The sequence below is a fragment of the Kitasatospora acidiphila genome (assembly GCF_006636205.1).
GTDB lineage: Bacteria > Actinomycetota > Actinomycetes > Streptomycetales > Streptomycetaceae > Kitasatospora > Kitasatospora acidiphila.
This window is the reverse complement of record NZ_VIGB01000003.1, coordinates 5,251,136-5,263,988: the sequence shown is the minus strand read 5'-3', so window position 1 is coordinate 5,263,988 and position 12,853 is coordinate 5,251,136. Positions and strand designations below refer to the sequence as shown.

General features: G+C 72.1%; 10 protein-coding genes. 2 read left to right on the top strand and 8 right to left on the bottom strand.

Translation table 11 applies throughout. The features are described 5' to 3' along the window. Positions 1-98: 98 nt before the first annotated feature. The 8 genes from glgB to E6W39_RS24960 form a co-directional block, all read right to left on the bottom strand. Complete coding sequence (gene glgB, locus E6W39_RS24995; protein ID WP_181799756.1) at positions 99-2,354, bottom strand: 1,4-alpha-glucan branching protein GlgB; 2,256 nt, start codon at positions 2,352-2,354, stop codon at positions 99-101. A 37-nt stretch (positions 2,355-2,391) separates the two neighbouring features. Continuing rightward, entirely contained in the window at positions 2,392-3,900 is a 1,509-nt protein-coding gene (locus tag E6W39_RS24990) for a maltokinase N-terminal cap-like domain-containing protein (RefSeq protein ID WP_141635446.1), read from the bottom strand. Position 3,901: 1 nt separating this feature from the next. Next, positions 3,902-5,878 carry an alpha-1,4-glucan--maltose-1-phosphate maltosyltransferase gene (locus E6W39_RS24985; protein WP_141635445.1) on the bottom strand — a complete coding sequence of 659 codons (1,977 nt, stop codon included), beginning with the start codon at positions 5,876-5,878 and terminating at the stop codon, positions 3,902-3,904. Next, the gene (locus E6W39_RS24980) at positions 5,875-6,471 is read right to left on the bottom strand and encodes a DJ-1/PfpI family protein (protein WP_141635444.1); all 597 of its coding nucleotides are present in this window, start codon (positions 6,469-6,471) and stop codon (positions 5,875-5,877) included. The genes E6W39_RS24985 and E6W39_RS24980 overlap by 4 nt, the downstream gene beginning before the upstream one ends. A gap of 47 nt (positions 6,472-6,518) precedes the next feature. Beyond that, the gene (locus E6W39_RS24975; protein ID WP_141635443.1) at positions 6,519-8,195 is read right to left on the bottom strand and encodes a thiamine pyrophosphate-binding protein; all 1,677 of its coding nucleotides are present in this window, start codon (positions 8,193-8,195) and stop codon (positions 6,519-6,521) included. A gap of 133 nt (positions 8,196-8,328) precedes the next feature. Further along, a complete protein-coding gene (locus E6W39_RS24970; protein ID WP_141635442.1) occupies positions 8,329-9,168 on the bottom strand; it encodes a type 1 glutamine amidotransferase domain-containing protein in 840 nt (279 codons plus the stop codon). 159 nt (positions 9,169-9,327) lie between these two features. Continuing rightward, complete coding sequence (locus E6W39_RS24965) at positions 9,328-9,795, bottom strand: nuclear transport factor 2 family protein (RefSeq protein ID WP_141635441.1); 468 nt, start codon at positions 9,793-9,795, stop codon at positions 9,328-9,330. Positions 9,796-9,867: 72 nt separating this feature from the next. Continuing rightward, complete coding sequence (locus E6W39_RS24960; RefSeq protein ID WP_141635440.1) at positions 9,868-11,358, bottom strand: MFS transporter; 1,491 nt, start codon at positions 11,356-11,358, stop codon at positions 9,868-9,870. A 342-nt stretch (positions 11,359-11,700) separates the two neighbouring features. Between E6W39_RS24960 and E6W39_RS24955 the strand changes: the two genes are divergently transcribed. Both E6W39_RS24955 and E6W39_RS24950 read left to right on the top strand, forming a co-directional pair. Beyond that, positions 11,701-12,390: an NAD(P)H-binding protein gene (locus E6W39_RS24955; protein ID WP_141635439.1), complete on the top strand. Its 690-nt coding sequence runs from the start codon at positions 11,701-11,703 to the stop codon at positions 12,388-12,390. Next, positions 12,387-12,818 carry a VOC family protein gene (locus E6W39_RS24950; protein WP_141635438.1) on the top strand — a complete coding sequence of 144 codons (432 nt, stop codon included), beginning with the start codon at positions 12,387-12,389 and terminating at the stop codon, positions 12,816-12,818. Before E6W39_RS24955 ends, E6W39_RS24950 begins: the two co-directional genes overlap by 4 nt. Positions 12,819-12,853: the final 35 nt, after the last annotated feature.

Below are 12,853 nucleotides of genomic sequence, written 5' to 3'. Positions count from 1 at the left end.
GCACCCGCCCGAACGGCACCGGGCTTGTGCCGCACACCGTCTGACCGGTGTGCGCCACGAGCCCGGTGGGTCTCGGTCTCATCGGCCGGCCCGTCGGCTCACTCGGCCCGGCGGGCCGGTGCCAGCGGCAGGTCGGGCCCGGCCGGGCAGAGCCACACGGTGGCCAGCGGCGGCAGCGTCAGCTCGATGCTGAACGGCTGCCCCTGCCACGCCTGTTCGCCCGCCTGGTGGGCCTCCCGGCTGCCCGCGCCGCTGCCGCCGAACCGCGCCTCGTCGGTGTCCAGCACGGGGTACCAGGTGCCGCCGGCCGGCAGCCCGATCCGGTAGTCGGTGCGGACCTCCGGCGACAGGTTGCTGACCGCCACCAGGGCCCGCCCGGCCGCGTCCCAGCGGACGAAGGAGTAGACGTTGTCCTGCGCGGCGTCCGCGTCCAGCCAGCAGAAGCCGCCCGGCGCGGAGTCCTGCTGCCACAGCGGCGGGTAGTCCTGGTAGATCCGGTTGAGCTCGGAGACCAGCCGCTGCACCCCGCGGTGCTCGGCCGCGGCCGGCCAGTCGCCGTCCAGCAGCCACCACTGCGGGCCGTCGTCGTGCTGGAACTCCGCGCCCTGGGCGAACTCCTGGCCCATGAAGAGCAGTTGCTTGCCCGGGTGGGCCCACATGAAGCCCAGGTAGGCGCGCTGGTTGGCGCGCTGCTGCCACCAGTCGCCGGGCATCTTGCCGACCAGCGCGCCCTTGCCGTGCACCACCTCGTCGTGCGAGATCGGCAGCACGTAGTGCTCGGAGTACGCGTAGACCATGGAGAAGGTCAACTCGTGGTGGTGGTACTGGCGGTGGACCGGCTCGCGGGAGAAGTACCGCAGCGAGTCGTGCATCCAGCCCATGTTCCACTTCAGGCCGAAGCCCAGGCCGCCGCTGTCGGTGGGGCGGGTGACGCCGTCCCAGGCGGTGGACTCCTCGGCGATGGTCACCACGCCGGCGCAGCGGCGGTAGACGGTGGCGTTCATCTCCTGGAGGAACCGCACCGCGTCCAGGTTCTCCCGCCCGCCGTCGGCGTTCGGCAGCCACTGGCCGTCGGGGCGGGAGTAGTCGAGGTACAGCATGGAGGCGACGGCGTCGACCCGCAGGCCGTCGATGTGGAACTCCTCGCACCAGTAGACCGCGTTGGCGACCAGGAAGTTGCGCACCTCGGCGCGGCCGTAGTCGAAGGTCAGGGTGCCCCAGTCGGGGTGCTCGGCGCGGCGCGGGTCGGCCGGCTCGTAGAGCGGCTCGCCGTCGAACCGGGCCAGCGCGAAGCCGTCCTTGGGGAAGTGGGCCGGCACCCAGTCCATGATCACGCCGATCCCGGCCTGGTGCAGCGCGTCCACCAGGTGGCGGAAGTCGTCGGGCGAGCCCAGCCGCGACGTCGGCGCGTAGAACCCCGACACCTGGTAGCCCCAGGACCCGCCGAACGGATGCTCCATCAACGGCATGAACTCCACGTGCGTGAAGTTCAACTCCCGAAGGTATGCCGGAAGTTCGATGGTGAGTTGACGATACGTCAGACCGGGCCGCCAGGACGGCAGATGCACCTCGTAGATCGTCATGGCGCGGTCCAGGTACGACCCCTCGGCGCGGCGCCGCATCCACCCGGTGTCGCCCCAGGCGTAGTGCGAGCGGTGCACCACCGAGGCGCTGGCGGGCGGCACCTCGGCGGCGCGGGCCAGCGGGTCGGCCTTCTGCACCAGGCGCCCGTCCCGGGTGGCGATCTCGAACTTGTAGCGGGCACCCTCGCCCACCCCGGGCACGAACAGCTCCCAGACCCCGCTGCCGCCCAGCGAGCGCATCGGGTGCCCGACGCCGTTCCAGAGGTTGAAGTCGCCGACCAGGCGCACCCCTTCGGCGTTCGGCGCCCACACCGCGAATGCCGTCCCCTGGGCGCCGTTCACGGTGCGCGGCTGGGCGCCCAGCACCCGCCACAGCTCCTCGTGCCGGCCCTCCCGGATCAGGTGCAGGTCCAACTGGCCGAGGGTGGGCGCGAACTGGTAGCCGTCCGGCTCGGCCTCGCCCAACTCCGCGTCGTAGGACGTCCGCAGCAGGTAGCGGGCCTGCCAGCTGATCGGCAGCAGGCCGGTGAACAGGCCGTCGTCGGCCGGGGCCAGCGCCATCGGGCCGACCTCGGTCTCCAGCACCACCTGGCGGGCGCCGGGGCGCAGCACCCGCACCGCCACCCCGTCGCGCACCAGGTGGGCGCCGAGCACGGAGTGCGGGTCGTGGTGCCGGCCGGACAGCAGCCGTTCGGTCTGCTCCGGGGCGGGTCGGGCCGGGGCGAGCTGCAGGACCGGGGGATCCAGTTCTAGGGTCAGGCGCAAAGTCACGGGAGCGCGGTCCTTAACGTCCGTAGGGTGGGCGGGATCAGCGGCCGAAGACCAGGCGCTGGATCGCGGCCATCGGGATGGGCAGCCAGTCGGGGCGGTGCTGGGCCTCGTAGACCGCCTCGTAGACGGCCTTCTCCGCCTCGAAGGCACGCAGCGCCACCGGCTGGCAGTACGGGTCCATGCCGCCGGCCGCGGCGTAGCCGGAGGTGAAGGCCCGCCGGTTGCGCACCGACCAGGCGTAGGCCCGGCGGCTGCGGCGCATCCGCGCGGCGGCCTGCTCGGCGGACTCGGCGAGCGGGCCGTCCGCCACCTGGGCCGCCTTGGGCAGCGCGGCCAGCGCCTGCTGGCCGGCGTAGTCGAAGGAGCGCAGCATGCCCGCCACATCGCGCAGCACCGGCTGCGGCTGGTAGCGCTCGGCCACCGGGCGGGCCGGCTCCCCCTCGAAGTCGATCACCTTCCAGCCGTCCTCGGTGCTCAGCACCTGTCCCAGGTGCAGGTCGCCGTGGATCCGCTGCGCGGTGTACTGCAGGCCGCGTCCGGCGAGTCTGCCCCAGTCCTCGTAGAGGCCGCCCAACCGGCCGGCGTAGGGCTCCAGTTGGGGGACGACCTGGAGCGCGGCGCGCAGCTCCCGGCGGAGCTGGTCGACCTGGGCGGCGACGTCCTCGGGGGTGAGGGTGATCTGCCCGAAGGCCTGCGCGAGGGAGGCGTGCACCTCGGCCACGGCCGCGCCGAGGGCCCGGGAGTCCTCGGTGAAGCAGTCCAGCACCGGGACGCTCCGCAGCGAGCAGTTGATCGACTCGGCGGCCTGCTCGACGGCGAGCTGCCAGCCGTCGCCGCGCGCCGGGAGGAACTCCTCCAGGATGCCGAGCACCACCGGCTCGCCGCCGTCCGTGTGCAGCCAGCCGGCCAGGCCCGGGATCCGGCGGCAGTGCACCTGGGTGAGCCCGCGCAGCGCGTCGGTCTCCGGGTGCGGGCCGGGTTCGGGCTGCCGGAACAGCTTGAAGAGCAGTTGGTCGCCGAAGACCACCGTGCTGTTGCTCTGCTCCACCGCCAGCGCCCGGGCGCTCAGCCCGGTGGGCACCGTCGGGGCGCCGGTGAGCGACATCCGCAGGCCCCCCTCGCCGCCCGGTCCGGACGTGCGCTCCAGCAGGCGCTCCATCAACTCGTGGTCCTCGGTGGCCTCGTAGAGCGTCCAGCCGTCCCAGCGGCCGCCCTGGGCCCGGCCGATCACCGCCCGGCCCAGCCCCTCGGGCGGCTCGGGGCGCAGCCCGACCAGCAGCTGGTAGTGGTGCGACACGTCGGCGCCGTGCCGGGCGTCCAGCAGCGAGTGCAGCAGCACCGGGGTGCGGTCGCCGCCCTGCTCGCCGTCCAGCACGCTGGCGCTGACCGGGCGCAGCTCCTCCAGGTGCCCCTGCTCATGGGTGAACCAGCGGCGGGTGACCAGCCAGGGCAGCAGGGCCGGCAGCAGCGGGCGGAGCAGGCCGTCGGCCTGGAGGTCGTCGCCGTGCTGGGCGTTCAGGCAGGTGGCGCACAGGGTCGCGGGCATCTCAGGGCTCCTGACGGACCGTCAGTAGGTGGGCCGGGCTGCGGGACGGGTCGAGCCGGACGTAGTTGTGCCGGTGCCACCGGTACTCCTCGCCGTTGAACTCGCAGCGCACCTTGGCGGGTGCGAGCTCCTCGGGCACGGTGACGATGGCCTCCTGCACCTGCTCCGGGTCCAGGTTGACCACCACGATCACCCGGTCGTCGCCGGTGCGCTTGGTGTAGGCGATCACCTGGTCGTTGTCGGTCTCCAGGAACTCCAGGTTGCGCAGGTCCTGCAGCGCCGGGTGGGCCCGGCGCAGCTCGTTGAGCCGGGTGAGCAGCGGGGCCAGGGTGTCGGTGCGGGTCCAGTCGCGCGGGCGCAGCTGGTACTTCTCCGAGTCCAGGTACTCCTCGCCGTCGCCCAACGGCGCACTCTCGTACAGCTCGTAGCCGGCGTAGATGCCGTAGCTGGGCGACAGGGTGGCGGCGAGCACGGCGCGGATCGCGAATGCCGCAGGTCCCGCGTGCTGCAGCGGGCGGGGCAGGATGTCCGGGGTGCTGGCGAAGAAGTTGGGGCGCAGGAAGGCACCGGTCTCTTCGGTCAACTCGGTGAGGTACTCGGTGAGTTCCTGCTTTGTGGTGCGCCAGGTGAAGTAGGTGTACGACTGCTGGAAGCCGACCTTCGCCAGCGTCTGGAGCATCGCGGGCCGGGTGAAGGCCTCGGCCAGGAAGATGATGTCGGGGTCGGTGCGGTTGATCTCGCCGAGCACCTTCTCCCAGAAGTGGACGGGCTTGGTGTGCGGGTTGTCGACCCGGAAGATCCGCACGCCGTGGCCCATCCAGTGGCGCAGCAGCCGCAGGGTCTCGGCCACCAGGCCGTCGAAGTCCTGGTCGAAGTTGATGGGGTAGATGTCCTGGTACTTCTTGGGCGGGTTCTCGGCGTAGGCGATGGTGCCGTCGATGCGGTGGCTGAACCACTCGGGGTGCTTGTTGACCCAGGGGTGGTCGGGTGAGGCCTGGAGGGCGAAGTCCAGGGCGATCTCCAGGCCGAGTTCACCGGCGCGGGCGACGAAGGCGTCGAAGTCCTCGATGGTGCCCAGGTCCGGGTGGATCGCGTCGTGGCCGCCCTCGGGGGAGCCGATCGCCCACGGCGAGCCGACGTCGTCGGGGCCCGGGGTCAGGGTGTTGTTGGGGCCCTTGCGGTAGGCCTGCCCGATCGGGTGGATCGGCGGCAGGTAGACCACGTCGAAGCCCATCGCGGCGATCGCCGGCAACCGCTCGGCAGCCGTCCGGAACGTCCCGGACCTCGGCGGGTTCAGGGTGGCACCCTCGGAACGGGGAAAGAACTCGTACCACGACCCGTACAGCGCCCGCCGCCGCTCCACCTGCAGCGGCAGCGGCGCCGAGGAGGTCACCAGCTCCCGCAGCGGATAGCGCTCCAGCACCGCCGCGACCCGCGGCAGCAGCGCCGCCGCCAGCCGGTCGAGCGGCGTCCGGTCGCGGTCGCGCAGCCCGGCCACGGCGGTGCGCACGGCAGTCCGGCCGCCGCCCTCGGGCACCCCGGCGGCCACCCGCTCCAGGAGCAGCGCGCCCTCCTCCAGGGTGAGTTCGAGGTCCTGCCCGGCCGGGATCTTGACGCCGGCCCGGTCCAGCCAGCTGGCCACCGGGTCGCTCCAGGCCTCCACCGTGAAGCTCCACCGGCCGATGGCGTCCGCGGTGACCTCGGCGCCCCAGCGGTCGGTGCCGGGCGCCAGCTCGCGCATCGGAACCCACGGTCCGGGGCGGCCGTCCGGGTCGCGCAGCACCACGTTGGCGCCGAGCCGGCCGTGGCCCTCGCGGAACACGGTCGCGCTGATCAGGAAGCTCTCGCCGACCACGGCCTTGGCGGGCCGCCGCCCCTGGGCCACCACCGGGCTGACGTCGATCACGGGTATCCGCCCGGCCAGCGGCGGCAGTTCACCGCTCGGGGTCCGTTGGGGCCGCGCGGCCAGATCGGTCATGCCAGGCTCCCGATGCGGCGCGCGGCCCGCTTGCCGAGCTCCTCGATGATCTGCCGGGCGAACACGTGGCAGTGGTTGCCGGTGCGGGCGGTGACCAGATCCTCGTCGACCACCACGTCCTCGTCCACGTAGACGCCGCCCATGTTGCGCAGGTCGCCCAGCAGGTTGTTGTGCACCACCGCGCGGCGGCCGCGGATCACCGCGGGGATCGGGGCGGCCAGCCACATGCCGTGGCAGATGATCCCCTTGATGATCGCCGGATCGGCGAAGGCCCGGCGCAGCAGCGCGGCGGCCGGCGGCAGTTGGTTGACGTCCTCGGTGTAGCGCAGCCGGTCGGCGACGATGCCCGAGGGCACGATCAGCGCCGCGAACTCCTTGAGCGCGTACTCGTCCAGGTCCTCGAAGGACTCCGAGACCTCGAACGGCATCCGGTGCTCGTGCCCCCGGAAGACCAGTCGCTCGCTGCCCCAGAGCCGAGTGAGGAAGTGCACCTCGGCACCCTCCTCGGCGAACCGGCGCTGGTAGTAGAGGATCTCCGGTTCGTAGAAGTCGCTCTCCATCAGGACGGCGATCTTCTGGCCGTTCAGCGCCACGGCGCGCTCTCCCTTCGCAGACGTTGGCTCGGTCGGGGCCGATCGGGTCAGGCGGTGCGGCCGATGACGAGGTCGATCAGGAACGGGCCGTTGTGGGCCAGCATCCGGGTGATCGCCGGGGCCACCTGCTCGGGCTTCTCCACCCGCACCGCCGGCACCGCCAGCGACTCGGCGAGCTTGACGAAGTCGATCGCGGGGTGGTCGAGGTCGAACGGGCCGGGGAACTCGTGGTGCTCGACGTGGACCGTCTTCCAGTACTCCTCGATGTTCAGATCGAGCAGCTTGTAGCGGCCGTTGTTGCAGATCACGAACTTGGCGGCGATGCCGTAGCGGGCGGCGGTCCAGAGCGCCTGGACGGTGTACATGCTGCCGCCGTCGCCGGTGAAGCCGATCACCTCGCGCTCCGGGTGGGCCAGCTTGGCGCCGACCGCCCCGGGGATGCCGACGCCCAGCGAGCCGCCGCGGGTCTGGTGCCACTGCCCGGGAACATCGGCCGGCAGGTGGCGGAACAGGCCGGGCGAGCTGGTCAGCGCCTCGTCGAAGAGCACCGCGTCGGTGGGCAGGTGCTTGGCCAGCTCCCAGCCGAACAGCTCGGCGCAGAGCGGGTCGTGGCCGACCCCGGCGATGTCCAGCGCGGCCTTCTCCAGCTCGGCGATCTTGCGCTGCTGGGTGGCGTTGGTGAGCCGGCCCGCCGCGTCCGCCTTCTGCTCGCCGGTCTGGCGACGGCGCAGCGCCTCGGTGAGCCGGGGCAGGGTGGCCTTGGGGTCGGCCAGCAGGCCGAGGTCCACCGGGAAGTTCTTGGCGATCGCCCCGCTGTCCAGGTCGACGTGGACCACCTTGGCGTCGGGGGCGAAGACGCCGTCGAGCAGCGGGTAGACCTCGTTGAGGGTGTAGGTGCCGACGATCAGCACCCCGTCCGCCGGGTTGATGACCTTGGCGCTGGCCTCGCCGAACATGTGGCCGAGCTGGCCGCCGAACAGCGGGTGCGAGGCCGGCAGGTTGACCTCGGCCCAGTCCGCGCCCCAGACGGTGGCGCCCCAGGCCTCCGCGAACTCCGCCAACTCGCCCTGGGCGCCTGAGAAGTGGACGCCGTCGCCGGCCAGGATCAGCGGGTGGCGGGCGGGGGCGAGCAGCGCGGCGGCCTGCTCGACGGATGCGGCGTCCGGCACGCTGGTGGTGGTCAGGTAGGAGGTGGGGACCGCGTCCTCGGTGGTCTCCTGGTCCATCACATCGGCGGGCAGGACCACCAGCACCGGCCCGTAGGGCGGGGTGCCCGCGACCTTGAAGGCCCGGCGCAGCACCCGCAGGGTGGACTGCGGATCCACCACCCGGGTGGCCCACTTGGTCACCGGCTTGGCCATGCCGACCAGGTCGGCGGCCATCTGGGCGTCCATGCTGTCGTAGGCCAGGCCCGACTCGCCGACGATGCAGACCAGCGGCGCGTGGCCGCGCATCGCCTGGTAGAGCATGCCGATGCCGTTGCCCAGGCCCACCCCGGAGTGCAGTTGGAGCAGGGCGGGCTTGCGGGTGGCCCGGGCGTAGCCGTCGGCGATGCCGACCACCACGGCCTCCTGCAGGGCGAGCACGTACTGCAGGTCGGGGAATTCGCGCAGCTCGTCCAGGAATCCCTGCTCAACGGTGCCGGGATTGCCGAACATGTACTGCACGCCGTCGGCCCTGAACTGTTCGTGGATCGCCACTCGGGCGGGCCTGCTGCCGGCCATCTCAGCCTCATCTCTGCAAGGTCGGATCTGGAGCTGTGGTGCTGCGGTCGATCGAGAAGTCGATCGAGAAGCGGACGGGCGGCCGCGCGGTGCGCGCCGGATGCGACCGCCCGCCCGGTCCGGGGGCCGTGGCTCAGCCGGCGTTGAAGCCCCACTGGCGCAGGCCGTGCTCCAGCACCTCGACGACCTTCTGGCCGGTGAGGTAGGAGTCCGGCGTGGAACGGCCGGTGACGAACGGGAAGTCCACGATCACCGAGGTCTCGTGGCCGAAGTTGCCGTGGTAGGCGCCGTTCGGGGCGGTCGCGTCCCGCAGGATGTACTCCAGCGGGTACGGCGGCGGGCCGATCACGAAGTCGGTGCCCATGAAGCCGGTGCCGTCCTTGTAGTCGTACTCGATGCAGTGGCCGGTCACGTGCTTGTTCTTGATGATGCTGACCCGGTCGTCCATCTCCCGGGCGAAGGCCAGGCAGGCCACGCCGTAGCACTCGGCGGCAACCACCAGGCCGAGGTCGCGGAAGGCCAGGATCAGGTCGTGCACCCGCCAGTTGTTGGCCAGGTCGACGATCGGGCCGGAGCCGCCGACGATCAGCAGCGCGTCGTAGCGCTCGCCGATCTGCGCCTTCACATGGTCGCGCCGGGTGTGGTACGCCTCGAAGGCGCGCAGGAAGTCCGGGCGGCTGCGGTACGGGCGGTCGGGCAGCCAGGAGGAGATGTCCAGCGGGTTGTCCAGGCGGTCGGACGCCTCCAGCGCCTTCACCTTGTCGGCGATCTCCCCGGTGGTGACCGACTTGCCGAGCGGCGGGTCGATGTACTCCGGGTCGTAGCTCGGCGGCAGTGCCACCGGGCGCTTGCCGGTCGGGGTCGCGAAGGTGACCTCGTAGCCGGCCTTGTCGAAGGTCTCCAGCGGGCCGATCAGCTCCTCGCCCCAGTAGCCGTACTCGGAGAGCACGATGAGGATTCGTTTCTTCGCCATCTGCGAGGCTCCTTAGGTGGAGGTTTTCGGTGGGACCCGTGCGGGGCTCAGGACGTCCCATCCAGGTGTAGCAGCGCCCGGAGACGGGTTCGAGGGCTGCATCCGGCGGCCTGGGCTGGCGTCAGATCCGTCCGGGTACTGTGCGGAGTCACCCGCGGATCAGTCGGCGTAGGTCAGTTCGGCCCGGCTGATCAGGCCGCCGCTGAGGTCGAAGGCGTAGTCGGCCCTGAAGCCCCCGGAGCCGCCGGGGGCGAAGACCACCAGCATCGTGGTGCCGCCCGGGCGCGCGGTGGCGCGCAGCACGGTGAGCCGCCCGCCGATCACCTCGTTGCCGGCCCACTGCCGGATCGCGTCGCGGCCGCGGATCTGCCGCCCGACGTCGACCACCACCCCGTCCGGGGCGAACGCGGCCACCAGGCCGTCCAGGTTCTTCGCCGCCACCGCGTCCACGTAGGCCCGGGCGGCGGGCGGGAGTTGGTCGAGGGTCTGCGGGCTGCTGGCGGTGGGGTCGCTGCGGACCGCCTCGGTCACGGTGGCCCGGACCGGGTCCAGGCTCAGCGTCACCGCCGCCGCGGCGAGCAGCACGGCGAGGCCGAGTGCCAGGCCCCACCAGCGTCGTCTGGTCATGGAGTTGGCCCTCCGTCAGAGGACAGGCACCGGCCGGGAAAGCGGCCGGTGCCTGGTGCGGCGGGCGGCGGTTCAGCCGGCCGTCGTGGTGCGGGTGTCCGCCGTGGCGGGCTCGTCGGCCAGCGCGCCGGCCACCGGGGTGGAGGCGGCGGCCTTGGGGCGGATGCCGAACAGTGCGATCAGCACGCCGGCCGCCGAGAACACGGCGGCCACCAGGAACGCCCAGCGGTAGTTGACCACGCCGGCGCCCGACCCGGTGGTGGCGGTGGCGGTCAGCACCGCGGCGAGCACCGCGACGCCGACGCCGGCGCCGATCTGGTAGGCGGCGGTGATCAGGCCGGAGGCCACGCCCTGGCGCTCGTCGGCCACGCCGCTGACGCCCGCGATGTTGACGGTCGGGTAGACCAGGCCGTTGCCGATGCCGTGGATCAGGATGGCCGGCAGCAGCACCGTGGCGAAGTCGGCCTGGTGGCCGATCTGCAGGAACAGCACCACGCCGAGGCCCTGGATCAGCATGCCGACGGTGGCCACGGTCCGGACGCCGAACCGGCTGACCAGCGGGCCGGAGGCGAACTTCGCGGTGATCACGATCACCACGCCCAGCGGCAGGAAGGCGAACGCCGTCTGCAGCGCGCTGTAGTGCAGCGTCTCCTGCAGGTAGAGGCTGGCGACGAACTGCCAGCCGATGGTCGAGCAGGCCCAGACCACGCTGACCAGGTTGGCGCTGCTCAGGGTCGAGGAGCGGAAGATGGACAGCGGCACCAGCGGCGCCCGGTGCCGGGCCTCGATCAGCACGAAGGCGACCAGCAGCACCACCGCGCCGGCCAGGGTGCCCAGCGCGGCGGCCGAGCCCCAGCCCCAGGCCGGCGCCTGCACCAGGCCGTAGACCAGCAGCATCACACCGGCGGTGGCGCTGATCGCGCCGCCCAGGTCGAAGCTGCCGCGGCGCCGTGCGGCGCCGCCGGACTTGTCACCGATGATCATCGGGCTGGCGAGCAGCACGCCGAAGGCGATCAGCGCCGGCACGAAGAAGACCAGGCGCCAGTTGATCTCGGTCAGCACACCGGAGAGCACCAGGCCGAAGCTGTAGCCGCCGGCCCCGGTCATCGCGAAGATGCCCAGCGCCCGGTTGCGCTCGGCGCCCTCCTTGAAGGTGGTGGTGATCAGCGACATCGCCGCGGGCGCCGTGAAGCCGGCCGCGACGCCCTTGAGCACCCGGGTGCCGACCAGCAGCGAACCGTCGGTGAACACACCACCGAGCAGGCTGGCGATGATGAAGACCACGGTGGCGGCGATGAAGGTCCGCTTGCGGCCGAAGAGGTCGGCGGCCCGGCCGCCGAGCAGCAGGAAGCCGCCGTAGCCGACGGTGTAGCCGGAGACCAGCCACTGCAGCGCGCCGTCGGAGAGGCTCAGGGCGTGCTTGATGCTCGGCAGCGAGACACCGAGCACGGAGTTGTCCAGCGAGTCGAGGAAGACCGCGGCACACAGGATCAGCAGCGAGATCGTCTTGCGTCTGGCGGACGGGTCGGCGTCGACCGCAGCCGCTCTTTGCACGTCACTCATGGTTGTCAGGCTCCTCGCGGTTCCGTGGGAGGGGGGAGAGGTCACGTGCCCAGCGGGGTCGGCGAGGCGGCTTGCCGGCCATCGTTCCTGAGTGGACGTGGAGTGGTTGAGCCGCCGTCAGGGCAGCACGGAGAGGGCCGGGCACGGCACGCAGCGAGGGTAGCGGTCCCATTGACACCGCAGTCAAGCCACACGTGAGTGCATCGTCACGTCGGGTCCACAGTGACGCGGCCTGCGCCTTGAATGAACGTAATGGCAGGCCAGTTGTCCCTCGACGAGCGGTTTGACCCGGAGTCGTTGCGATAGTGACAGCAAGCTCTGAGCGGCTCTGGAGGGAGCACCATGGACAGTCCGATCGCGGTCATCGGCGGCAACGGCCGAATCGGCCGACTGGTCGTCGACAAGCTGCTGGACCGCGGCGAGCGGGTGCGCGTGCTGGGTCGCGGACCGCGTGCCGCGCGGCGCGCCGGCGAGGTGGAGTACTTCCGGGCCGACGTGCGCGACCCGGGTACCCTGGCGGCGCCGCTGGCCGGACTGTCGGCGCTGGTCTTCTCGGTCGAGCCGGGCACCTCCGACTCCGGCCCGGACAGCCCCGAGGCCACCATGCACCGGGGCGTGCTGAGCGCCCTGGCGGCCGCCACGGCGGACGGCTCCCGGCCGCACGTCGCGCTGGTCAGCCAGATCTACGTGACCCGCAAGAGCCACTCGATGAACTCCTACGGCCGGCTGCTGGACTGGCGCCTGGCCGGCGAGGACGCGGTGCGCGGCAGCGGCCTGCCCTACACGGTGGTGCGCCCCAGTTGGCTGACGGACCGCCATGCGGCGGGCAGCCAGGTGCGGTTGGAGCAGGGCGACACCGGCGAAGGCAAGATCTGCCGGGACGACGTGGCCGAGGCCCTGGTCAACGCGCTCTACCTGCCCGAGGGCAGCGGCCTCACCTTCGAGATCTACAACGAGTCCGGCAGCGCCGCCAGCGACTGGCCCCGGCTGTTCGGCGCGCTGCGCCACGACTCGGCGGCGGTGGCCCGATGACCGCGCCGGCCCAGGCCCCGCTGCCGGTGCTCGGGCTGTCCGCCTGCCTCTCGGTGGCGGACCTGCCGGCGATGGCCGAGTGGTACCGCACCGTGCTCGGCTTCACCCTGATCCGCGGGCTGGAGTTCCCGCAGTTCGACGCCGAGGTGGCCTATCTGGGCAACGGCGTCCAGGTGGTGGAGCTGATGCGGGTGGCGAACGGCATCGACCAGCGCCGCCCGCTGCCGCCGAACCACGGCGCCCTTCGCGGGATCAGCCAACTCGCCTTCTACGTCGCCGATCTGGCCGAAACGGCCGCCGAACTCAAGGCGCGCGGCGCCGAGTTGGTGACCGATGTGGCCGACGTGCCGGCGCTGGGCGTCAAGGCCCTCTTCGTGCGCGACCCGGAGGGCCACTACATCGAGTTCATCCAGGCCGACTGGCTCTGAGCCGCACGCCGTCGGTTCGCGACGGCCCCCTGAGG